A 21,443-nucleotide genomic window follows, 5' to 3' on the forward strand; every position below is an offset into this window, starting at 1 on the left:
ACCCGGGGCCATATCCAACCAACGAACAGAGCAGGAGCAGGACATATGCCTTTCGAAACCGCAGCGGGCGCACCCCGCCGCATTGCCGTGATCGGTGCCGGGATCTCGGGTCTTGGCGCGGCGCATTTGCTGGCTGCGGATCACCGCATCACCCTGTTCGAGGCCGAGCCGCGGCTGGGCGGGCATGCGCGCACGGTGCTGGCGGGCAAACGGGGCGATCAGCCGGTCGATACCGGCTTCATCGTGTTCAATTATGTAAATTACCCGATGATGGCGCGGCTGTTCGACGAGCTTCAGGTGCCGGTGGCGAAATCCGACATGAGCTTTGGCGCCTCGCTCGATGGCGGGGCGTTCGAATACGGGCTCAAGAACCTCAAGGCCGTCTTTGCCCAGCCTTCGAACGCGCTGAACCCGCAATTCCTGAACATGCTGCGCGACGTGATGAAGTTCAACGCCAACGCGCTCAAGGTTGCGCGCGCCCATCCCGACGCGACCATCGGTGAGTTCCTGACAGCGCTGGGCACCGGCGAATGGTTCCGCGACCGCTACCTGCTGCCGCTTTCGGGCGCGATCTGGTCGACGCCGGTGCAGGGCATCCTCGATTTCCCGGCGCATGCGATGATCCGCTTCTTCGAGAACCACGCGCTGCTCAGCCACAAGGGCCAGCACCAGTGGTACACGGTGCGCGGCGGGTCCATCGAATATGTCCGCAGGCTGGAAGCCGCGCTGGCGGGCCAGGGCGTCGAGATTCGCACCGGCGCCCCGGTCGAAGCGGTGCGCCGCGTCGAGGGCGGGGTCGAGATCCGCGCCAGGGGGGCCGAATGGGCGGCCTTCGACGAAGTCGTTTTCGCCACCCATTCCGACGACACGCTGGCGATGCTGGCCGATCCCAGCCCCGAGGAACGCGCGACCCTTGGTGCGGTGCGTTACCAGCCCAACGATGCGGTGCTGCATTCCGATACCGGCCTGATGCCAAGGCGGCGCGGGGCCTGGGCCAGCTGGGTCTATACCGAGGAGCGCGGCCAGCGCGCCGACCGGATCGACCTGACCTACTGGATGAACTCGTTGCAGCCGATCCCCGAAAGCGATCCGCTTTTCGTGACGCTGAACACCCGCCGGACGATCCGCCAGGAACTGATCCACGATCAGGTCACCTTCCGCCATCCGGTCTATGATCTGGCCGCGCTTGCGGCGCAGGGCCGGATCCGCGAGACCAACGGGACGAACCGCACCTGGTTCTGCGGCGCCTGGATGCGCAACGGCTTCCACGAGGACGGGCTGGCCAGCGCGCATGCCGTCGTCGAGGCGATGAAGCGGCGCGAACGCGAGACGGTGGCGGCATGACCCCAATTGTCGAACATGTCCGCGGCACGACCTTTCACCAGCGGCGCGGCAAGGTGGATCACAAGCTGCGCCATTCGGTCGATTACGTCCTTTACGATGCCGAGGCCCCTGCGCCGAAGCGTCCGCGCCTGTTCTCGCTGAACCGCCGCAACATCATGTCGGTCTGGGACCGTGACCATGGCGGGCCCTGGGGGCAGGGGCGCGGCGCGGAATGGGTGCGCGAGGTGCTCAAGGCGCATGACCTGTTCTCGGCCAAGGGGCGGATCGAGCTTCTGACCCTGCCGCGCGTTCTGGGGGCCGAGTTCAACCCGGTCAGTTTCTGGCTGTGCTACGGCAAGGACGAGACGCTGCGCGCGGTGATCGCCGAGGTGAACAATCCCTGGCGAGACCGCCATTCCTACCTGTGCCGCCATGCCGACCAGCGCCCGATCGAGCCGTCGGACATCCTGACGGCGGTCAAGCTGTTCCATGTCTCGCCCTTCCTGCCGATCGAGGGGGGCTATCGCTTTCGCTTCGACATCCGGCCCGACAAGGTCGGGATCTGGATCGACTATTCCGCGAATGGCGAGGAAGGACTTTACGCCACGCTGACGGGGCCGCGCCGACCGCTGAGAAACCGGCATATCCTGACGGGCCTGATCCGGCGGCCCTTTGGCTCGATCCGGGTTCTGAGCCTGATCTACTGGCACGCGCTGCGGCTGAAGCTGAAGGGCGCGCGCTACCGCACCCGCCCCGAGCCCCCGGCCAAAGAGGTCAGTTGATGGCCAAGGCCGCGCCGCTTTCGGGCTATGCGGTGTTTGCCGCGCTTCTGGCCTCGGCGGGGCTGCCGATCTACATCCACGCGCCCAAGTTCTATGTCGATGAATATGGCGTCAGCCTTGCGGCGCTGGGCGCGGTGCTGTTCGGGCTGCGGCTGTTCGATGTGGTGCAGGATCCGGCGCTGGGCTGGCTGTCGGAACGGCTGCGACGGGCCCGGGGCCTGGCGGTCGCGGGCGCCGTGGCGCTGCTGGCGGGCTCGATGTGGGCGCTGTTCGCGGTGACGCCGCCCGTCGCGCCGCTGCTGTGGTTCGGTCTGACGCTGACCGGGCTGTTCACCGCGTTCAGCTTTCTGACCATCACCTTCTACGCGCAGGGCGTGTCGCGGGCCGGGCAACTGGGGGAGGGCGGGCATGTCCGCATCGCCGCCTGGCGCGAAACCGGCGCGCTGCTGGGGGTCAGCGCGGCGGCGGTGGCGCCGACCCTGCTGATCGGGACCGGTGCGCCCTTTGCGGCCTTTGCGGCGGGCTTTGCCGGGCTCGCACTGGTTGCCGCGCTCGCGATGCGCCGCGAATGGCGCCTGCCCGCCGCGGTGCAGGAGGGCGGTTTCCGCGAGGTGCTGTCCGATCCCATCGCGCGGCGCTTGCTGATCGTGGCACTGGTCAATGCCACACCTGTTGCCGTGACCTCGACGCTGTTCCTGTTCTTCGTCGAAAGCCGGTTGGCCGCCCCGGGATGGGAGGGGCCGCTTCTGCTGCTGTTCTTCCTGTCGGCGGCGGCCTCTGCCCCCCTCTGGGGCCGGGCCGCGCGCATCTGGGGCGAGAAGCGCACGCTGATCGGGGGCATGGTGCTGTCGATCCTTGCCTTCGCCTATGCCGCCTTTCTGGGCGCGGGCGACATCCTGCCCTTTGCGCTTATCTGCATCGCCTCGGGCGCGGCGCTGGGCGCGGACATGACGCTTTTGCCCGCGATCTTTGCCGGGCGCATGGCCCATGTGGCGCCGAATGCGGGCCGGGCCTTCGGGCTCTGGACCTTCGTCTCGAAATTCACCCTGGCCTTTGCGGCGGTGACGCTCTTGCCGCTGTTGCAGCGTGCGGGCTTTGCCGCCGGGGCCGACAACCCGCCGGGCGCGCTGGTGATGCTGAGCGTGCTTTACGCCCTTGTGCCCTGCGCCCTGAAACTTCTGGCGATCGCGCTTCTGGCCGCGACGCCCCTGACCCGGGAGACGGACCGATGAGTTTTTTCCTGGCCTTCGTTCTTGGCGCGCTGGCCGTTCTGGCGCTGGCGATCCTGCGCGGGCGGATGCTGGCCTTTCCCGCCCAGAAGGCCGGGGATTATGCAGCCAAGACCCCCGAATTCGACATCCGCCGCCATATCAACGGCCCCATCCTGTGCGAGGGCGTGATCTACGGGCCGACGGGCCGCGTCGCCTCGCGTTTCGTGGCCGATTTCGAGGCGCGGTGGGAGGGCAATGCCGGCACCATGACCGAGGAATTCCGCTATGACAGCGGCGCGACGCAAAGTCGGCGCTGGGCGTTCACGCTGGGCGATGACGGGCATATCCGCGCGCAAGCGCCCGATGTGGTCGGCGATGGCGAGGGCTGGCAAAGGGGATCGGCGGTGCATCTGCGCTATCGTATCCGCCTGCCCGAGGATGCGGGCGGGCATGTGCTGGACGTGATCGACTGGATGTATCTGATGGAGAACGGCACGATCATGAACCGCAGTCAGTTCCGCAAGTTCGGCATTCCCGTTGGCGAACTGGTCGCGACCATGCGTCCCAAAGGTGCCGCATGAGCGAGTGGGCGGGCAGACGCTACTGGATCGTCGGCGCAAGCGAGGGGCTGGGCCGTGCGCTTGCCGAACAACTGAGCGCGCTGGGGGTGGAACTGGTCCTCAGCGCCCGGACTGCGGGGCGGCTGGACGCGCTGGCCGCATCGCTGCCCGCCCGCGCCGAAGTGGTGACGATGGATGTTTCCGACAGCCAGTCCGTGCGCGATGCCTTTGCGCAGGTCGGCGATATCGACGGCATGGTGTTTCTGGCCGGTGTCTACTGGCCGCAGCCTGCGCAGGACTGGAACGCCGACGAGGTCGAGGCGATGTGCGACATCAATTTCACCGGTGCGGCGCGGGTGCTGGGGCAGGTCGTGCCGCATTTCGTCGCGCGCGGGCGCGGCCATATCGTGCTGACCGGCAGCCTGTCCGGCTTTCGCGGCCTGCCCGGCGCCATCGGCTATTGCGCGTCCAAGGCGGGGCTGATGTCGCTGGCCGAAAGCATGTATGCCGATCTGCGCGGCAGCGGCATCAAGGTGCAACTGGTCAATCCGGGCTTCATCCGCACGCGCCTGACCGACAAGAACGATTTCGCGATGCCCTTCATCATGGACCCGGATCCGGCGGCGCGGATCATGGTCGAACACATGATGACCGACAGGTTCTCGCGCAGCTTTCCCACACTGTTTTCCTGGCTGTTCCGGCTGTCGCAATTCCTGCCCGAGGGGCTTTATTACCGGATTTTCGCGCCCAGACGCTGAGCAAGGCTTGTGCATCGGGCGGGGGCGGGCGAAACTGGCGGCAAGTTCGGAGGAGACAGCCCGTGATCAACGACCTGCTTGAGATAAGCCCGCGCAAGGTGGTGCAGGTTATCTTCTACGCCCGCGAAAAACGCATGGCCGAGGCCGAATTGCGCGCCTTCATCGGGGCGATGAACGAGGACGAAAAGGCCAGCCTGGTCGCGCTGACCTGGATCGGGCGCGAGACCTTCGATCCCGAGGATCTGGCCGAGGCGGTCGAGACCGCCAAGGCAGAGGCGACCACGCCCACCGAGGATTACCTGGTCAACATGCCGCTGTTTGCCGATTACCTCGAGGCCGGACTGGACGCGCTGGGCATCAATCCGACCGATCTCGAAGAGGAGTTCTTCGACCGCTGAGCGGTTTCGAGGGGATCGTCAGGGGCCATCATCGCGAGGTCTGCCGCCGATATGCCGGTCGAACTCGGCTCTGGCCCGGCCCCAGGAGCCGCCGTCAAGATCGTGCAGGGCCAGCAGCGAGGGCAGAAGCTGCGCGGCATAGTCCTGCGAGGATTCGACCGGCAGCAGCGAGGGCAGATTGTCGATGGCGGTCACATCGAGCGGCGGCGCGTCATGGACCCGGATCGCGGGTTCCTGCCAGTCGGTCGCGCGGTCATAGACCTTGATCGGCGAGAAATCCGAGCCTGGATCGCAGGCGATGTCGCCGATCACGGACAGGCGGCGTGGGGCCTGTGGCGCGTCGTCGGGCACGAAGACCGGCGTGCCGGGCATCGCAAGGATGCAGTTGAGAAAGATCTCGTGGTCGAGGATCTCGGGGAAGGGGCCGCCATGGGCGGTTTCAGCAATGTCCCAGGACGTGACCTCGACCCCCATCGCGCGGCACAGGTCGCTGGCGCCGGTGCCGACCCGGCCCAGCGCGCCGATCACGATGGCGCGCGGGCGGCCAAGGCCCGCCAGCGTCCCGTCAAGTGCCGCGCGCAGGTCTGCGGAACTGGCGTGCCTCCCCACGGGCCCGGCGATTCCGCTCCGCTGTTGCGCGGCCCAGCAGATCAAGCTGACCGCCGCACCCGCATAGCCCGCCCAGTAGCCGAAGGCCGCCACCCGCCGCCCGGTTTCGTCCACCAGGTATTCCAGGTCGTAAAGCGTGCCGCCCCCCGCCGCGAAGCGGTCCAGCAGCACGCGGCCCGCCGTCTGGCCCTTGAAGGCATGGCCGAACATGATGTGGCGGTGGGGCAGGGGCGTGCCGTCCTCGGGCAATTCCTTGAGGCCGAAGATGATGGCATCGTCCGGCGCGTCAGGCCAGGAATGGGCGGCGACGATCTCGCAGCCCGCCGCCGCGTAGTCCTCGATGGGGATGGCGCGGACCGGGCATTGCTCGATGCTGACGCGGATGCCGACCTCGACCAGCGCGCGCGCGCCCTCGGGCATCAGCCCCACCCGTTCCTCGTTCGGCCGCTGTTCGGCCCTGACCCAAAGATGCGTCATCGGTCCCCCGTTCGGTTCGCCGCCGGTCTAGGCCATGGCGCGGGCCGGGCCAAGGGGGCGTGCTGTTACGGCAGGCTTGCGCAATCTGTCGCGGCGGCGTGCATCCTGCGCAATTTCCTAACCTTTTGCTTGACCGGAATCCGACCTTGGGCAAATGTTCCCACGACCCCGGTGCGGAGAGGGCTGGTGCGGCCAGGTGAGCCGGGGTCAAGCGAGGAAATTCGGGCGGTTCAGGCCGCCTCAAGGGTCGGAATACCGGCCACGCCCGGGGGGATGGGGGATCCGCGATGCAAGCGCGGTCAGCCCGATTTCCGGGTGAAGGGGAGGAGACATTCTTGGCACCACATGGCACGTCTGCGGACGAGCTCTGTTCTGTTCCTGCGCTGCTCGCGCGGAACGTGCAGCTTTATGGCGACAAGCCCGCCTATCGCGAAAAGGAATTCGGCATCTGGCAATGCTGGACCTGGGCAGAGGCGAATGAGGAAATTCGGGCCATCGCGTTGGGCCTGCTCGCGCTCGGGATCGAGCGGGGCGAGTATGTGGCGATCATCGGCCGCAACCGCCCGGCGCATTACTGGTCGATGGTGGCCGCGCAGATGTGCGGCGCGATCCCGGTGCCGCTGTACCAGGACGCCGTGGCCGAGGAGATGGCCTATGTGCTGGACCATTGCGGCGCGCGGTTCGTGGTCTGCGGCGACCAGGAACAGGTCGACAAGGTCATCGAGGTCCAGGACCGCATCCACCACATCGAGCATGTCCTTTACAACGACAAGCGGGGCATGCGCAAATACGACCACACGCAACTGAACTGGCTGGCCGATATCGAGGCCGAGGGCCGCGCGGCCCGCGTCCGTCTGGAACCCGAGCTTGAGGCGCGGATCGCGGAACTCACCTGGGATTCGACCTGCGTGATGCTCTATACCTCGGGCACGACCGGCAAGCCCAAGGGCGTGGTGCTGTCGAACCGCAACATCATCGAAACCGCCAAGGCGTCGGTGGCCTTCGACCATCTGGGCCAGGACGAGGAAGTGCTGGCCTATCTGCCGATGGCCTGGGTGGGCGATTTCATCTTCTCCATCGGGCAGGCGATGGTCGCGGGCTTCTGCGTGAACTGCCCCGAAAGCCCCGAGACGATGATGACCGACCTGCGCGAGATCGGGCCGACCTATTTCTTCGCGCCGCCGCGCATCTTCGAGACGATGCTGACCAATGTCATGATCCGGATGGAGGATGCGGGCGATCTGAAACATGCGATGTTCAAGCATTTCATGGAGTTCGCCAAGACCACCGGCGAGACCTACGGGATGCCGCGCTATCGCAACAAGCAGTCGAAACCGACGCTGCGCCGCCGGGTGCGCTGGGCCTATCGCTACGCGATGGGGATCGGCTTCGCCGTCGAGACCATCATCGAGAACGCTGTGCGCGGTTTCTTCGTGCGGCTGCGCCACCCCATCGAGGCGCGGAAATACTTCAAGGCGCGGGGGCCGCTTCTGAACCTCTATCCGCAGCCGCTGCGCGATTATTTCAACTACCGCACGGGCGACGTGCTGATCTACGGGCCGCTCAAGAACACGCTGGGGCTGTCGCGCATCCGCGTCGCCTATACGGCCGGCGAGGCGATCGGCCCCGAGATCTTCGATTTCTACCGCTCGCTGGGGATCAACCTCAAGCAGCTCTACGGCCAGACCGAAGCGTCGGTCTTCATCACGCAGCAGCCCGACGGGCAGGTGCGGTCGGATACGGTGGGCGTGCCCTCGCCCGGTGTCGAGGTCAGGATCGCCGAGAATGGCGAGGTGTTCTATCGAAGCCCCGGGACCTTTGTCGAATATTACAAGAATGCCGAGTCGACCGCCTCGACCAAGGATCCCGAGGGCTGGGTGGCGACGGGGGATGCGGGTTTCTTCGAGGAAGGCACCGGGCATCTGCGGATCATCGACCGGGCCAAGGATGTGGGCAAGATGGCCGATGGCCGACTGTTCGCGCCGAAATACGTGGAAAACAAGCTGAAATTCTATCCCGACATCCTTGAGGCGGTCGTGTTCGGCGCGGGCCGCGACCGCTGCACCGCCTTCATCAACATCGACCTGACCGCGGTCGGCAACTGGGCAGAGCGCAACAACATCGCCTATGCCAGCTATCAGGAACTTGCCGGGCATCCGCGCGTGCTGGACACGATCCAGGCCCATGTCGAGGAGGTGAACCGCTCGGTTGCGGCGGATCCGATGCTGTCGGGCTGCCAGATCCACCGCTTCTTGATCCTGCACAAGGAACTGGATGCCGACGATGGCGAACTGACCCGCACCCGCAAGGTGCGCCGCAACATCATCGCCGAGAAGTTCGACGATCTGGTGACCGCGCTCTATGACGGGTCGGACAGCGTCTATACCGAGACCGAAGTCACCTACGAGGACGGCCGCAAGGGCAAGATCCGGGCTACGCTGGAAATCCGTGATGCCGAGGTGGTGACGCCGAAGCCCGAAGGGCAGGTGGCGGCATGATTGGCTTAGGAATGCCATACGGCGATCAGCCGAAGCTTAAGTTCTTCCAAATCTCCAATCTCCGCAACGACATAGGGGTCTTTTCCAAGCGCTTCAAAGATTTCGTTGGGCTGGCGCCCCTGTTTAAGGAGAGCCCTTGCCCAGCCCTCGACGAAGAGATCTGCTTGGTTTGTCATCTTCGGAGCCTCTTGAGAGTGCGTCGTGCGACGCCGCTGGAGGGAGGCTATGAGGAAGGCGCGGACCTGTGCGGCAAACTTACTTCCGCACCTTGGGGGGAACTGTCGGCATGAGGGATACCGTCGAGCCCTACGTCACCGAGGACGGCCGCACCATCGGCGGCGTGGTGATGGAACTGAAGAACATCACGCTGCGCTTCGGCGGCGTGGTGGCGATCAAGGATATCAGCTTCGACATCCGCGAGGGCGAGATCCGCGCGATCATCGGCCCGAACGGGGCGGGCAAGTCCTCGATGCTGAACGTCATCTCGGGCTTCTACACGCCCACCGAGGGCGAGGTCTGGTTCGAGGGCAAGCCACGTCCGAAGATGCGCCCCTATCAGGTGGCGCAACAGGGCATCGCGCGGACGTTCCAGAACATCGCGCTGTTCGCGGGCATGTCGACGCTGGACAACATCATGACCGGCCGCATCACGCGGATGAAGTCGGGCCTGTTCAGCCAGGCGCTGTGGATGGGCAAGGCCGAGCGCGAGGAGACCGAGCATCGCGCGGCGGTCGAGAAGATCATCGACTTCCTTGAAATCCAGCACATCCGCAAGACGCCGGTGGGCCGCCTGCCCTATGGCTTGCAGAAGCGGGTGGAACTTGGGCGCGCGCTGGCGGCCGAGCCGCGGCTTCTGCTGCTGGACGAGCCGATGGCGGGCATGAATGTCGAGGAGAAGGAGGACATGTCCCGCTTCATCCTGGACGTGAACGACGAATTCGGCACCACCATCGTCCTGATCGAGCATGACATGGGCGTGGTGATGGACCTGTCCGACCGGGTCGTGGTCATGGATTACGGCAAGAAGATCGGGGATGGCCCGCCCGCCGAGGTCCGCAACAACAAGGAAGTGATCGACGCATATCTGGGGGTGTCCCATGACTGAGCGCATGACCCTCGCGCCCTGCCGAAAGGAGACCCGCTGATGCCGGATCAGTTTCTTTTTGCCGTCGAGGTGATGATCAACGGCCTGATGGCCGGCGTGCTTTATGCGCTGGTGGCGCTGGGCTTCGTGCTGATCTTCAAGGCCTCGGGCATCTTCAACTATGCCCAGGGGGTGCTGGCGCTGTTCGCGGCGCTGACGCTGGTGGGCCTGCAGAAGGGGCAGATACCCTTTGCGCATCTGATCAACGCGGCGTTCGGCACGAAGGTGCATTACTTCGGCTGGACGATGCCGACCTTCCTGGCGATCGCCCTGACGATTGGCGTGATGATCCTGCTGGCCATCGCGATCGAGAGGTTCATTCTCAAGCATCTGGTCAACCAGGAACCGATCATCCTGTTCATGGCAACCATCGGTCTGGCCTATTTCCTTGAGGGGCTGGGCGACGTGATGTGGGGCGCCGACGTCAAGACGCTGGATGTGGGCCTGCCGCAGGGGGCCAGCGAATGGATCGAGGACCGATCCGCGGTGCTGGGGGGCGATGGCTTCTACGGCTTCTTCATCGACAAACTGGACATCGTGGCCGCGCTGGTGGCGGCGGTGCTGGTGATCTCGCTGACGCTGTTCTCGCAATACTCCAAGCAGGGCCGGGCGCTGCGCGCGGTGGCCGACGATCACCAGGCGGCGCTGTCGGTCGGCATCTCGCTGCGGTTCATCTGGGTGCTGGTGTGGTCCATCGCGGGCATTGTCGCGCTGGTCGCGGGCATCATGTGGGGCGCGAAATCCGGCGTGCAGTTCTCGCTGTCGCTGATCGCGCTCAAGGCGCTGCCGGTGCTGATGTTGGGCGGCTTCACCTCGATCCCGGGCGCCATCGTCGGCGGGCTGATCATCGGGGTCGGTGAGAAGCTGTTCGAGTTCACCATCGGCTCGATGATCGGCGGTGCGACCGAGAACTGGTTCGCCTATGTCCTTGCCCTCGTCTTCCTCGTGTTCAGGCCGCAGGGCCTGTTCGGCGAGAAGATCATCGAAAGGGTCTGACCATGCAGAAGTTCTTTGCCATTGCCTGCGTCATCGGGTGGGGGTTCTTCTACGTCTTTTCGTTCCTGGCCGTGGGGTCGCTGAACGACGCGGCCTGGATGCCCGCAACCTATGCGCTGCTCGCCTTTGGCGGCTTCCTGACGGGGATGCTGTGCTGGGTGCGCATCGTAGGTTTGCGCCGCGAGGGCGTGCGCCGCGTGGTGCTGCACGCACCGCGCCGCGGCCGGTTCACGAGGGAGATCGTCTGACATGTTCTATCGCGAGGCCGGCGACTTCAAGACGTCCTACCGGGACGACAGTCAGACCTTTCCGATCAAGTTCGACCGCTTCCGGTACTATGCCGTGCTCTTGGTCGCGCTGGCGATCGTGCCCTTCTTCATCGACAGCTACTGGGCCAACGCGCTGCTGGTGCCATTTCTGATCTATGCCATCGCGGCGATCGGGCTGAACATCCTGACCGGCTATTGCGGGCAGGTCAGCTTGGGCACCGGCGGATTCATGGCGGTGGGGGCCTATGCCTGCTACAAGCTGATGACCGCCTTTCCGGACGTTAACATCGTGCTCCACATCATCGCGGCGGGCGGGATCACGGCCGCGGTGGGGGTGCTGTTCGGTCTGCCCTCGCTCAGGATCAAGGGGTTTTACCTCGCGGTGGCGACGCTGGCGGCGCAGTTCTTTCTTATCTGGCTCTTCAACAAGGTGCCGTGGTTCTACAACTATTCGGCCTCGGGCCAGATCTCGGCTCCAGAACGCACCGTCTTCGGCATCGCGGTCACCGGTCCCCATACCGAAGCCTGGGCGAAATACCTGGTCTGCCTGCTGTTCGTTGCGGTGCTGGCCTGGGTGGCCCGCAACCTGACGCGCGGTTCGATCGGTCGGTCCTGGATGGCGATCCGCGACATGGACATCGCCGCCGAGATCATCGGGGTGAACCCGCTCAAGGCCAAGCTGACCGCCTTTGCGGTGTCGTCCTTCTATATCGGCATCGCGGGGGCGCTGTTCTTCGCGGTCTATCTGGGCGCGGTCGAGGTCGGCGAAGCGTTCGGCATCCAGAAATCGTTCCTGATCCTGTTCATGATCATCATCGGCGGGCTGGGCTCGATCTTTGGCAGCTTCGCGGGTGCGGCGTTCCTGGTGCTGTTGCCGGTCCTGCTGAAGAACGTGCTGGTCGGCACGCTGGGCTGGCCCACGGATCTGGCGGCCCATATCGAGCTGATGATCGTGGGGGCGCTGATCATCGTGTTCCTGATTGCCGAGCCGCACGGGATCGCCCAGCTCTGGCGGATCGCCAAGGAAAAACTCAGGCTATGGCCGTTCCCGCATTAGCGCGGGGGCGGGGAAACGCGCGAGGACCGGGGCAACCCGGCAACGGACTGAACCAATGGGAGGAGACGACATGAAACTGAAACTGGCATCCGCCGCCATCGGCGCGCTGCTGGCCGCGAGCCCGGCTCTGGCCGATCTCGTGTTCCCCGATCTCAGCTACCGCACCGGGCCTTTCGCGGCGGGCGGCATCCCGTTCTCGGACGGCTACCAGGACTATTTCACCCTGGTGAACGAGCGTGACGGCGGGATCGGGGGCGTCAAGGCGCGCGTGATCGAGTGCGAAACCGCCTACAACACCGAAAAGGGCGTGGAGTGCTACGAGGCGACCAAGGGCGAAGGCGCCCTGATCTACCAGCCGCTCTCGACCGGCATTACCTACCAGCTGATCCCGAAGGTCTCGGCCGACAAGATCCCGCTGCACACGATGGGCTATGGCCGGACCTCGGCGACGAATGGCAGGGTGTTCGAATGGGTGTTCAACTACCCTGCGAACTATTGGGACGCCGCCTCTGTGGCGATCAACTACCTGCTGGACGAGAATGGCGGCAGCCTCGAGGGCAAGAAGATCGCGCTTCTCTACCACAACTCCGCCTATGGCAAGGAGCCGATCCCGACGCTCGAGGCGCTGGCCGCCAAGCATGGCTACAGCCTGTCGCTGCTTCCGGTGGACAGCCCCGGACAGGAGCAGAAGTCGCAATGGCTGCAGATCCGCCGCGAACGGCCCGATGTCGTTCTGATGTGGGGCTGGGGCGTGATGAACCAGGTCGCCGTGCAGGAAGCCGCCAATATCCGCTTCCCGATGGAGAACTTCATCGGCAACTGGTGGGCGGGCGCCGAACATGACGTGACCCCGGCAGGCATGGCAGCCAACGGCTACAAGTCGCTGAACATGAACCGGATCGCCGATTTCCCCGTGTTCGAGGACATCCGCACCCATGTCCATGGCAAGGGTCTGGCTGCGGGCGACGGCTCGAACGTGGGCAAGGTGCTCTACACCCGCGGCATGTATGCCGCGATGCTGGCGGTCGAGGCGGCGAAGAAGGCGCAGGAGATCCACGGCACCGCCAACATCACCGCCGCGATGATGCGCGACGGGATGGAGGCGCTGGAAATGACCAGCGAGATGATGGAGGCGCTGGGCGCCCCCGGAATCGGCCCGGAATTCAGCGTTTCCTGCGAAGCTCATGGCGGCTCGGGCATGGGCATCGTGCAGCAATGGAACGCCGCCGAGGGCAGATGGATCGCGCTGACCGACTACATCGCGCCCGATCAGGACGTGATCGCCCCGCTCGTCGAACAGGACTCGATGGCCTATGCCAGCGAGAACAACCTGTCGCTGCGCTGCGAGTGACGTGACACCTTCCCGGCGCGGGCCATGCCGCCTGCGCCGGGCCATCGGCAAATGACAAGGACCGCCCGGGGATGCTCGACGCAGGCCGCACGCAAGAGACGCTTCTCGAAGTCAACAATATCGAGGTGATCTACAACCATGTGATCCTCGTCCTGAAGGGCGTGTCGCTCACTGTGCCCAAGGGCGGGATCACCGCGCTGCTCGGGGGCAACGGGGCGGGCAAGACCACCACGCTCAAGGCCATCTCGAACCTTCTGCGCTCGGAACGGGGCGAGGTGACCAAGGGCACCATCCACTATCGCGGCGAGCGGGTGCAGGACCTCAGCCCCTCCGATCTGGTCAAGAAGGGCGTGATCCAGGTGATGGAAGGGCGCCATTGCTTCGAGCACCTGACGGTCGAGGAAAACCTGATGACCGGCGCCTATACCCGTACCGACGGCAAGGCCGCCATCGCCGCCGATCTGGAAATGGTCTACACCTACTTCCCGCGGCTCAAGGAGCGGCGGAAATCCCAGGCGGGCTATACCTCGGGCGGCGAACAGCAGATGACCGCCATCGGCCGCGCGCTGATGTCCCGCCCCGAAACGGTCCTGCTGGACGAGCCCTCTATGGGGCTTGCGCCGCAACTCGTGGAACAGATCTTCGAGATCGTGAAATCGGTGAACGAGAACGAGGGCGTGACCTTCCTCCTGGCCGAGCAGAACACCAATGTCGCGCTCCGCTATGCCCATTACGGCTATATCCTGGAATCGGGGCGCATCGTGATGGACGGCCCCGCGGCCGACCTGCGCGAGAACCCGGACGTCAAGGAATTCTACCTCGGCATGTCCGACACCGGCCGCAAGAGCTTCCGCGACGTGCGCTCTTACCGGCGACGCAAGCGGTGGCTGAGTTGACTTCGTCCCCGGTCCGACGCCGCCTCGCGCCGACCGTCTCCAGCGACCCGAAGGACCTGCCATGACCGCCCATTTCGACGATCTCGAAACCCGTTCCGCCGATGCGCGCGCCGCCTCTCTCGCCGAGTGCCTGCCCGCGCAGATCGCCGCGGCGAAGGCCCTGCCGGGCTATGCCGCGGCCTTGGCCGAGGTCGACCCGGATGCGATCCGCGACCGGGCGGCGCTGGCCCGGCTGCCGGTCCTGCGCAAGTCGGCGCTCAGCGGTGCACAATCCGCACATCCGCCCTTCGGCGGCTATACCGTCTGGCCGGCGTCGGGCTTTGACCATGTGTTCCAGTCGCCGGGACCGATCTACGAACCCGGCTGCGTCTCGACCAACTGGTGGCGGCTGGGCCGGTTCCTGCATGCCTGCGGGATCGGCGAGGGCGACATCGTGCAGAACTGCTTCGGCTATCACCTGACGCCCGCGGGCATGATGTTCGAGAACGGCGCCCGGGCGGTCGGGGCGGCCGTGCTGCCCGCCGGCACCGGCCAGACCGAACTTCAGGCCCGCGCCGCCCATGACGTCGGCGTGACCGCCTATGCCGGGACGCCCGATTACCTCAAGGTGATCCTCGACAAGGCCGACGAGTTGGGGCTGGACCTCTCGCGCATCCGCCGCGCGGCGGTGTCGGGCGGCGCGCTGTTCCCGTCGCTGCGCCAGGAATACTCGGATCGCGGCATCGCCTGCCTGCAATGCTACGCCACCGCCGATCTGGGCAATGTCGCCTATGAAAGCCCCGCAATGGAGGGCATGATCGTCGACGAGGGCGTGATCGTGGAAATCGTCCGCCCCGGCACCGGCGATCCGGTTCCCGATGGCGAGGTGGGCGAGGTCGTCGTGACCTCGCTGAACCCCGATTACCCGCTGATCCGCTTCGCCACCGGCGATCTGTCGGCCGTCCTGCCGGGCGTCTCGCCCTGCGGGCGCACCAACATGCGCATCAAGGGCTGGATGGGGCGCGCGGACCAGACCACCAAGATCAAGGGCATGTTCGTCCGCCCCGAACAGGTTGCCGACCTTGTGGCCCGCCACCCCGAAATCGCGCGCGCGCGCGTGATCGCCGGGCGCGAGGGCGAGATGGACACGATGACCGTGCAGATCGAAACCCCGGCGACCGACCCCGCCCCCTACGAGGCCAGCGTCATGGCGGTGCTCAAGCTCAGGGGCAAGGTGGAACTCGTCGGCCCGGGCAGCCTGCCGAATGATGGCAAGGTGATCGACGACCGGCGCAGCTACGGGTGATCCCGCCGCCGCGCCCTGTCCTTCTTCTGGCCCGAAATATCTTCGGGGGTCCGGGGGTGAAACCCCCGGCTATGTCTGGAACACATAGCTTCCGGGCGCGGGACCCAGCAGCGGCAGACCCGCATCGGGTGCGCCCATTGCGGGGGGCGGCACCTGTTCGGCCGTGCTCCTGGCGGCCAGCCAGGCCACCCATTCCGGCCACCACGACCCTTCCTGCAAGGCATGGTTCTTGAACCAGTTGTCGGGGTCCATATAGCTCTTGTCCCGGGTGCGGTGTCCGATCCGGTAATGTCGTCCCTTGTGGCCGGGTTCGGACAGGATGCCGCCATTATGCCCGCCGCCGGTCAGCGCGAAGGTCAATTCGTTCTCGGTGAACAGCGTGGCCTTGTAGACCGAATGCCAGGGCGCGATATGGTCCTTCTCTGTGCCCAGGACGAACATCGGCGCAGCGATGTCCTTGAGCGCGATCACCCGGCCCTCGACCGCGAACCGCCCCGCGGTCAGGCGGTTTTCCATGAACAGGGCACGCAGATAGTCCGAATGCATCCGCGCGGGCATCCGCGTCGCGTCGGCGTTCCAGACCGAGATATCGAATTGCGGCTCGTCCTCGCCCAGAAGGTAGCGGCGCACCGCATGCGACCAGATCAGTTCCTCGGACCTTAGCGCGCGGAAGGCTCCCGCCATCTGGCCCTGGTCCAGATAGCCCTGGTCCCACATCATGTCCTCGAGATAGGCGACCTGGCTTTCGTCGAGGAACAGCATGATCTCGCCGGGTTCGGTGAAATCGGTCTGCGCCGCCAGCAGCGTGATCGAGGCCAGCCGGTCATCCGCCTCGCGCGCCATGGTCGCGGCGGCGATGGCCAGGATCGTCCCGCCCAGGCAATAGCCGCAGGCATGCAGGCGGGTCTGCGGCACGATCCGGCCGACCGCCTCGATCGCGGCCATGACGCCGAGGCGCCGGTAATCGTCGAGCGAGACATTGCGATGCGCCGCGGTCGGGTTGACCCATGACATCGCGAAGACGGTGAAACCCTGGCCGACAAGATAGCGGATCAGCGAATTCTCGGGCGACAGGTCGAGGATGTAGTATTTCATGATCCAGGCGGGCACGATCAGCACCGGCTCGGGATGCACGCTGCCGGTCTGGGGCGTGTACTGGATCAGTTCGAACAGATCGTTGCGATAGACCACCTCGCCCGGCGTGCAGGCAAGGTTCCGGCCGACCTCGTAACCGCTGTCGGGCAGCGGCGTCTCGCCCGTCACCAATGCAGCGGCATCCCCGGCAAAGCGCGCCGCGCCAAGCACCAGGTTCGTTCCGGTGCTTTCGATGGTCTTTTGCAGAATCTCGGGATTGGTCAGAACCCCGTTCGAGGGCGAAAACAGGTCCAACGTCTGCCGCGCCATGAAAGCCATGCGCTCGGCGTTATGACGTGTCGTGCCCCGTGCCGGTTCTGTGGCGTGGTCCCACCAGTCCTGCCAGGCCAGAAAGCCCTGTTTCCAGAGGTTGAAGGGCGCAAGTCCCCAGGCCGGGTGCTCGAACCGCCGATCGCCCGGTCTGGGCGCGAACGGCGGAGCGTTCGGGCTGAGGCCCGCGGCATGAACGGCGAGTTTCGTCGCGGCCCGGACCCCGTGCTCGGCCAGTTCCAGCTGCCGCCCCGGCGCCCGCGCGAGATGGCTGGCCCAGTCTGCCCAGGCCGTCAGGGCCGCCGTCGGAGAGGTGCCGCCCGTAAGCCGCGCCGACAGCGCCCGGCTTGCCCGGTCAAGCGTGTCATAGGGGTGATGACGTTCGCCATGCCCGTTCGGTGCCTTCATCGCCTGCCTCCGCCTTTGCCTGTACCGGTCAGGTGTCCCAGACCGTCATGACAGTTTTGCGATAGCAGCCGGGGCGACCGGGGTAAATGTGACGCAGGAAGAAAACCGCCCCGGCCATGGGCCGGGGCGGTTTTCGTGGTCTTGCTGTCTCTCGCCGGTCAGCCCTGGCGGGCCTTGTAGCGGCGCTGGGTCTTGTTGATCACATAAACCCGGCCCTTGCGGCGCACAACGCGGCAATCGCGGTGACGCTCTTTCAGCGAGCGGAGCGAGTTGCGAACCTTCATCGGCTCTCTCCTCATGTCGCGGCGCGTCGGTGCGCCTTGTGGTTGCGTTACCTGCCCGGAGGCAGCGAATTCGATGGTGGGCGGTACTGGGATCGAACCAGTGACCCCTACGATGTCAACGTAGTGCTCTACCGCTGAGCTAACCGCCCCTTCCGTCCCGATCCCGCACGCCCAGACAAACAGGACGCGGGCGGGTTCGCGTTGGTCCGCAGGTCTATAAAAGGAGTCGGAGCGCGGTTCAAGGGCTTTCGGTGCGCGCGGAATCGCCGCTATAAATGATCCGAAGGAGGATGCGTGATTTGTGCGCCTACAGGTTGTTCCAGCCCGACCGGGTGTCCACGAGCGTGGTGTTTTCCTCGCCCCATAGCGGGCGCGACTACCCTTGGACATTCCTTCGCCAGACGGTGCTTGACGAACGTGCGATCCGCTCCTCCGAGGATGCCTTCGTCGATCTTCTGTTTGCCGACGCGCCCGTCCATGGCGCGCCCCTTATCGCGGCCGAGGCGCCGCGTGCCTATGTCGATCTGAACCGCGCAGCCGAGGAGCTTGACCCCGCCGTGATCGAGGGTGCACGGCTGGCCGGGCATAACCCACGGATCAGTTCGGGGCTGGGGGTGATCCCGCGGGTGGTGGCGAACGGACGCGCGATCTACCGTGGCAAGATCGGCCTTGTCGAGGCCGAGACCCGCATAGCGACCTTCTGGCGGCCTTATCATGAGTGCCTTCGGACGCTTTTGGACGAGGCTCAGGTCCGATTCGGCGAGGCGATCCTCGTCGACTGCCACTCGATGCCGCGCGAGGCGATCGAAAGTATTTCTCCAGCGGGCAAGCGCCGTCCCGATGTTGTGCTGGGCGACCGGTTCGGCGCCTCGGCCTCTCCCGATGTGGTCGAGCGGGTCGAGGCGGCCTTTGCCGCGGCCGGCCTGCGGGTCGGGCGGAACGCCCCGTTTGCCGGGGCCTATATCACCCAGCGCTACGGCCGTCCCGCGCGGCGTGTGCATGCAGTTCAGGTCGAGATCGACCGCTCGCTTTACATGGACGAGGCCGAGGTGCGACCGAATAACGATTTCGAGGATTTTCGCCGCCTGATGGTTTCGATCGTCGCCGACCTTGCCGAGATCGGCCGCACCGGTGAGGTGCCTCTCGCCGCCGAGTAAAGCGCGCCGCTACCGCAGCGCCCGGCCCTTGAGGATCGCCTGCGCACCAAAGCGCGCGCGAATCGCATCGCTCGCCCGTTCCGCCCCCGCCCGGACCGCCGCCTGCGGGTCGAACAGATCACCCGACAGCTCGGCCCCCTTGGCCGGAACGATGTCGGACAGGCCCACGCCCACCAGCCGGAACGGTCCCGCTGCGCCCGTCTGATCGTAAAGCACGCGCGCCTCGCGATAGATGCGGTCGGCGATCTGGGTGGGTTCGGGCAGTGCGTGGCGGCGGGTCAGCAGGCGGTGATCGGCGCGTTTCAGCTTCAGCGCCACGACGCGACCCGCCCTTCCCCTGGCCTTGGCGCGGTCGGCGACCTTTTCGGCAAGGCGCCAGATATGGCCGTCCAGCAGGTCCGGATCCGCGATGTCCTCGGCAAAGGTCGTCTCGTTCGAGATGCTTTTCACCGGCGCGTTGGGCGAGACACGGCGGTGATCCTGCCCGCGCGCCAGATGCCAGAGCCGGTCGCCCATCGACCCGAAGCGCGCGGCAAGCTCGCGCCGCTCCCATCGCTGAAGATCGGCGAAACTGCGCACGCCCGCACGTTCCAGCGCGGCGCGACCCGTAGCACCCACCCCCCAGATCAGCCCCACGGGCCGGTCGACCAGGAAATCCAGTGTTTCGGCCTGGCCGATCACCGCAAAGCCGCGCGGCTTGTCGAGGTCGGAGGCGAGCTTGGCGAGGAACTTGTTGTGCGACAGTCCGATCGAGCCCGACAGGCCCAGCTCGTCCTCCATCCGCCTGACCAGCCGCGCCAGCAAGAGCGCGGGTGGTGCGCCGTGCAGCCGTTCCGTGCCCGTAAGGTCCAGAAACGCCTCGTCCAGCGACAGCGGCTCGACCGCGGGGCTCAACTCCTCCATCATCGTGCGGATGGCCCGCGATGCCTCGGCATAGGCCGCGCCGCGGGGTTTCACCACTGCCGCGTCGGGGCAAAGCTGCAGCGCCTTGAACATCGGCATGGCGGACCGCACGCCGCGGATGCGGGCAAGGTAACAGGCGGTGGACACCACACCGCGCCGCCCGCCGCCGACGATCACCGGCCTGTCGCGCAGCGCGGGGTTGTCGCGTTTCTCGACGGCCGCATAGAAGGCATCGCAATCCATATGCGCGATCGACAGCTCGAACAGCTCGGGATGCGCGATCACGCGCGGCCGTCCGCAGGCGGGACAGCGGGTGCCGGTCTCGAAGGTGGTCAGGCAGTCGCGGCAGAGGGCGGGCATCTCTACGGTCCCGTCGGTGACACGGGTGTTGCATATTTCCGGCACGTTTGCCCGCCATGATGCGCGCGGCCAAGGGCCGGGGGCAAGGGCTTCCGCACCGTGCCCGCGCGGCGCATACTGACAAGGGAAACATACGAGGACGGGCAGACCATGATGGACGATTCCCTTGACGCGCTGATCGGCGGCAATCTCGTCGTTCTGCTTTTCGCAGCCTTCCTCATCCTTTGCATCGTGCTGGGGGTGCGGATCGTGCCGCAATCCGAAAAGCATGTAATCGAGCGTTTCGGCCGGTTGCGCGCGGTGCTGGGGCCGGGGATCAACTTCATCGTGCCCTTCCTGGACAAGGTGGCGCACAGGATCTCGATCCTGGAACGCCAGTTGCCCAATGCCAGCCAGGACGCGATCACCGCCGACAACGTGCTGGTTCAGGTGGAAACCAGTGTGTTCTATCGCATCATCGAGCCGGAAAAGACGGTCTACAGGATCCGCGACGTGGATGCCGCCATCGCGACCACGGTCACCGGCATCGTCCGGGCCGAGATCGGCAAGATGGAACTTGACGAGGTGCAGTCGAACCGCGCGCAACTGATCTCGACGATCAAGGCCAGCGTGGCTGACGCGGTGGACGACTGGGGGATCGAGGTGACGCGGGCCGAGATCCTCGACGTCAATCTCGACACGGCGACGCGCGAGGCGATGCTTCAGCAATTGAACGCCGAACGCGCCCGCCGTGCCGCCGTGACCGAGGCCGAGGGCCGCAAGCGGGCGGTGGAACTGGCGGCGGATGCCGAGCTCTACGCCGCCGAGCAGGAAGCCAAGGCCCGCCGCATAACCGCCGAGGCAGAGGCTTACGCCACCCAGATCGTGGCCCAGGCGCTGGCCGAGAACGGGATCGAGGCGGCGCAATATCAGGTGGCGCTGAAACAGGTCGAGGCGTTGACCGCCGTGGGGCAGGGGCCGGGCAAGCAGACGATCATCCTGCCCGCGCAGGCGATGGATGCCTTTGCCGATGCGTTCAAGATGCTCAAGGGGCGGGGCTGATGCTGGCGACGACCTGGTGGGTCTGGCTCACGGCCGCGGTTCTGCTGGCGATCCTCGAGGTGCTGGCGCCGGGCTATGTGTTTGTCGGTTTCGCCATCGGGGCGGCGGCGGTGGGGCTTGGCCTGTGGCTGGGGCTGTCGGCGGGCTGGCCCTGGCTGGTGCTGATCTTTGCGCTGGTCTCGCTGGCCGCATGGCTGGGGCTGCGGGCCGTGCTGGGTGTGCGCAAGGGGCAGGTCAAGGTCTGGGACCGCGACATCAACGAGGATTGAGCG

General features: G+C 65.9%; 22 protein-coding genes and 1 tRNA gene. 17 read left to right on the plus strand and 6 right to left on the minus strand.

Translation table 11 applies throughout. The features are described 5' to 3' along the window. The first annotated feature begins 45 nt into the window (after positions 1 to 45). The 6 genes from EV216_RS02115 (at position 46) to EV216_RS02140 (ending at position 5,032) form a co-directional block, all read left to right on the plus strand. Positions 46 to 1,344 carry an NAD(P)/FAD-dependent oxidoreductase gene (locus tag EV216_RS02115; RefSeq protein ID WP_132693399.1) on the plus strand — a complete coding sequence of 433 codons (1,299 nt, stop codon included), beginning with the start codon at positions 46 to 48 and terminating at the stop codon, positions 1,342 to 1,344. Next, entirely contained in the window at positions 1,341 to 2,105 is a 765-nt protein-coding gene (locus EV216_RS02120; protein ID WP_132693400.1) for a DUF1365 domain-containing protein, read from the plus strand. Before EV216_RS02115 ends, EV216_RS02120 begins: the two co-directional genes overlap by 4 nt. Beyond that, the gene (locus tag EV216_RS02125; RefSeq protein WP_132693401.1) at positions 2,105 to 3,337 is read left to right on the plus strand and encodes an MFS transporter; all 1,233 of its coding nucleotides are present in this window, start codon (positions 2,105 to 2,107) and stop codon (positions 3,335 to 3,337) included. The genes EV216_RS02120 and EV216_RS02125 overlap by 1 nt, the downstream gene beginning before the upstream one ends. Further along, the gene (locus tag EV216_RS02130) at positions 3,334 to 3,897 is read left to right on the plus strand and encodes a DUF3833 domain-containing protein (RefSeq protein ID WP_132693402.1); all 564 of its coding nucleotides are present in this window, start codon (positions 3,334 to 3,336) and stop codon (positions 3,895 to 3,897) included. Before EV216_RS02125 ends, EV216_RS02130 begins: the two co-directional genes overlap by 4 nt. Then, positions 3,894 to 4,634, plus strand: coding sequence for an SDR family NAD(P)-dependent oxidoreductase (locus EV216_RS02135; protein ID WP_132693403.1), 741 nt, complete (start codon positions 3,894 to 3,896; stop codon positions 4,632 to 4,634). The genes EV216_RS02130 and EV216_RS02135 overlap by 4 nt, the downstream gene beginning before the upstream one ends. 74 nt (positions 4,635 to 4,708) lie before the next feature. After that, a complete protein-coding gene (locus tag EV216_RS02140; RefSeq protein WP_132693436.1) occupies positions 4,709 to 5,032 on the plus strand; it encodes a DUF3775 domain-containing protein in 324 nt (107 codons plus the stop codon). 18 nt (positions 5,033 to 5,050) lie between these two features. Here EV216_RS02140 and EV216_RS02145 read toward each other — a convergent pair whose 3' ends face one another. Beyond that, a complete protein-coding gene (locus EV216_RS02145; protein ID WP_132693404.1) occupies positions 5,051 to 6,118 on the minus strand; it encodes a saccharopine dehydrogenase in 1,068 nt (355 codons plus the stop codon). A 335-nt stretch (positions 6,119 to 6,453) separates the two neighbouring features. On the opposite strand from EV216_RS02145, the gene EV216_RS02150 reads away from it, so the two are divergent. Next, complete coding sequence (locus EV216_RS02150) at positions 6,454 to 8,616, plus strand: AMP-binding protein (protein WP_243641938.1); 2,163 nt, start codon at positions 6,454 to 6,456, stop codon at positions 8,614 to 8,616. Between the two features lie 5 nt (positions 8,617 to 8,621). On the opposite strand, the gene EV216_RS18125 is transcribed toward EV216_RS02150, so the two are convergent. Then, a complete protein-coding gene (locus EV216_RS18125) occupies positions 8,622 to 8,792 on the minus strand; it encodes a hypothetical protein (protein ID WP_165899114.1) in 171 nt (56 codons plus the stop codon). A gap of 110 nt (positions 8,793 to 8,902) precedes the next feature. Between EV216_RS18125 and EV216_RS02155 the strand changes: the two genes are divergently transcribed. The 7 genes from EV216_RS02155 to EV216_RS02185 all read left to right on the plus strand — a co-directional run bounded on the left by EV216_RS02155 (position 8,903) and on the right by EV216_RS02185 (position 15,614). Beyond that, positions 8,903 to 9,721, plus strand: a complete 819-nt coding sequence (locus EV216_RS02155) for an ABC transporter ATP-binding protein (protein ID WP_132693406.1) — start codon at positions 8,903 to 8,905, stop codon at positions 9,719 to 9,721. Between the two features lie 39 nt (positions 9,722 to 9,760). Beyond that, the gene (locus EV216_RS02160; RefSeq protein ID WP_132693407.1) at positions 9,761 to 10,756 is read left to right on the plus strand and encodes a branched-chain amino acid ABC transporter permease; all 996 of its coding nucleotides are present in this window, start codon (positions 9,761 to 9,763) and stop codon (positions 10,754 to 10,756) included. Between the two features lie 2 nt (positions 10,757 to 10,758). Continuing rightward, on the plus strand, positions 10,759 to 11,004 hold the full coding sequence (locus EV216_RS02165) for a hypothetical protein (RefSeq protein ID WP_132693408.1): 246 nt from the start codon (positions 10,759 to 10,761) through the stop codon (positions 11,002 to 11,004). A gap of 1 nt (position 11,005) precedes the next feature. After that, positions 11,006 to 12,082: a branched-chain amino acid ABC transporter permease gene (locus EV216_RS02170; RefSeq protein ID WP_132693409.1), complete on the plus strand. Its 1,077-nt coding sequence runs from the start codon at positions 11,006 to 11,008 to the stop codon at positions 12,080 to 12,082. Positions 12,083 to 12,152: 70 nt separating this feature from the next. Continuing rightward, positions 12,153 to 13,433 carry an ABC transporter substrate-binding protein gene (locus EV216_RS02175; RefSeq protein WP_132693410.1) on the plus strand — a complete coding sequence of 427 codons (1,281 nt, stop codon included), beginning with the start codon at positions 12,153 to 12,155 and terminating at the stop codon, positions 13,431 to 13,433. A 71-nt stretch (positions 13,434 to 13,504) separates the two neighbouring features. Next, a complete protein-coding gene (locus EV216_RS02180) occupies positions 13,505 to 14,329 on the plus strand; it encodes an ABC transporter ATP-binding protein (RefSeq protein WP_132693411.1) in 825 nt (274 codons plus the stop codon). A gap of 61 nt (positions 14,330 to 14,390) precedes the next feature. Next, positions 14,391 to 15,614: a phenylacetate--CoA ligase family protein gene (locus EV216_RS02185; RefSeq protein WP_132693412.1), complete on the plus strand. Its 1,224-nt coding sequence runs from the start codon at positions 14,391 to 14,393 to the stop codon at positions 15,612 to 15,614. Positions 15,615 to 15,683: 69 nt separating this feature from the next. On the opposite strand, the gene EV216_RS02190 is transcribed toward EV216_RS02185, so the two are convergent. The 3 genes from EV216_RS02190 to EV216_RS02200 all read right to left on the minus strand — a co-directional run bounded on the left by EV216_RS02190 (position 15,684) and on the right by EV216_RS02200 (position 17,859). Then, positions 15,684 to 17,426: a PHA/PHB synthase family protein gene (locus EV216_RS02190; RefSeq protein ID WP_132693413.1), complete on the minus strand. Its 1,743-nt coding sequence runs from the start codon at positions 17,424 to 17,426 to the stop codon at positions 15,684 to 15,686. 158 nt (positions 17,427 to 17,584) lie between these two features. After that, positions 17,585 to 17,710: a type B 50S ribosomal protein L36 gene (gene ykgO / locus EV216_RS02195; RefSeq protein WP_132693414.1), complete on the minus strand. Its 126-nt coding sequence runs from the start codon at positions 17,708 to 17,710 to the stop codon at positions 17,585 to 17,587. A 74-nt stretch (positions 17,711 to 17,784) separates the two neighbouring features. Further along, positions 17,785 to 17,859 (minus strand) — tRNA-Val (locus tag EV216_RS02200). 141 nt (positions 17,860 to 18,000) lie between these two features. On the opposite strand from EV216_RS02200, the gene EV216_RS02205 reads away from it, so the two are divergent. After that, positions 18,001 to 18,867, plus strand: coding sequence for an N-formylglutamate amidohydrolase (locus EV216_RS02205; protein ID WP_132693415.1), 867 nt, complete (start codon positions 18,001 to 18,003; stop codon positions 18,865 to 18,867). Between the two features lie 9 nt (positions 18,868 to 18,876). Here EV216_RS02205 and EV216_RS02210 read toward each other — a convergent pair whose 3' ends face one another. After that, on the minus strand, positions 18,877 to 20,130 hold the full coding sequence (locus tag EV216_RS02210) for a DNA polymerase IV (protein WP_132693416.1): 1,254 nt from the start codon (positions 20,128 to 20,130) through the stop codon (positions 18,877 to 18,879). Between the two features lie 153 nt (positions 20,131 to 20,283). On the opposite strand from EV216_RS02210, the gene EV216_RS02215 reads away from it, so the two are divergent. Together EV216_RS02215 and EV216_RS02220 are read left to right on the plus strand one after the other, a co-directional pair. Next, positions 20,284 to 21,171, plus strand: coding sequence for an SPFH domain-containing protein (locus EV216_RS02215; protein ID WP_132693417.1), 888 nt, complete (start codon positions 20,284 to 20,286; stop codon positions 21,169 to 21,171). Next, on the plus strand, positions 21,171 to 21,440 hold the full coding sequence (locus EV216_RS02220; protein ID WP_132693418.1) for an NfeD family protein: 270 nt from the start codon (positions 21,171 to 21,173) through the stop codon (positions 21,438 to 21,440). Before EV216_RS02215 ends, EV216_RS02220 begins: the two co-directional genes overlap by 1 nt. Positions 21,441 to 21,443 lie beyond the last annotated feature (3 nt).

The organism is Rhodovulum steppense, assembly GCF_004339675.1.
In the GTDB taxonomy this organism is placed as follows: domain Bacteria; phylum Pseudomonadota; class Alphaproteobacteria; order Rhodobacterales; family Rhodobacteraceae; genus Rhodovulum; species Rhodovulum steppense.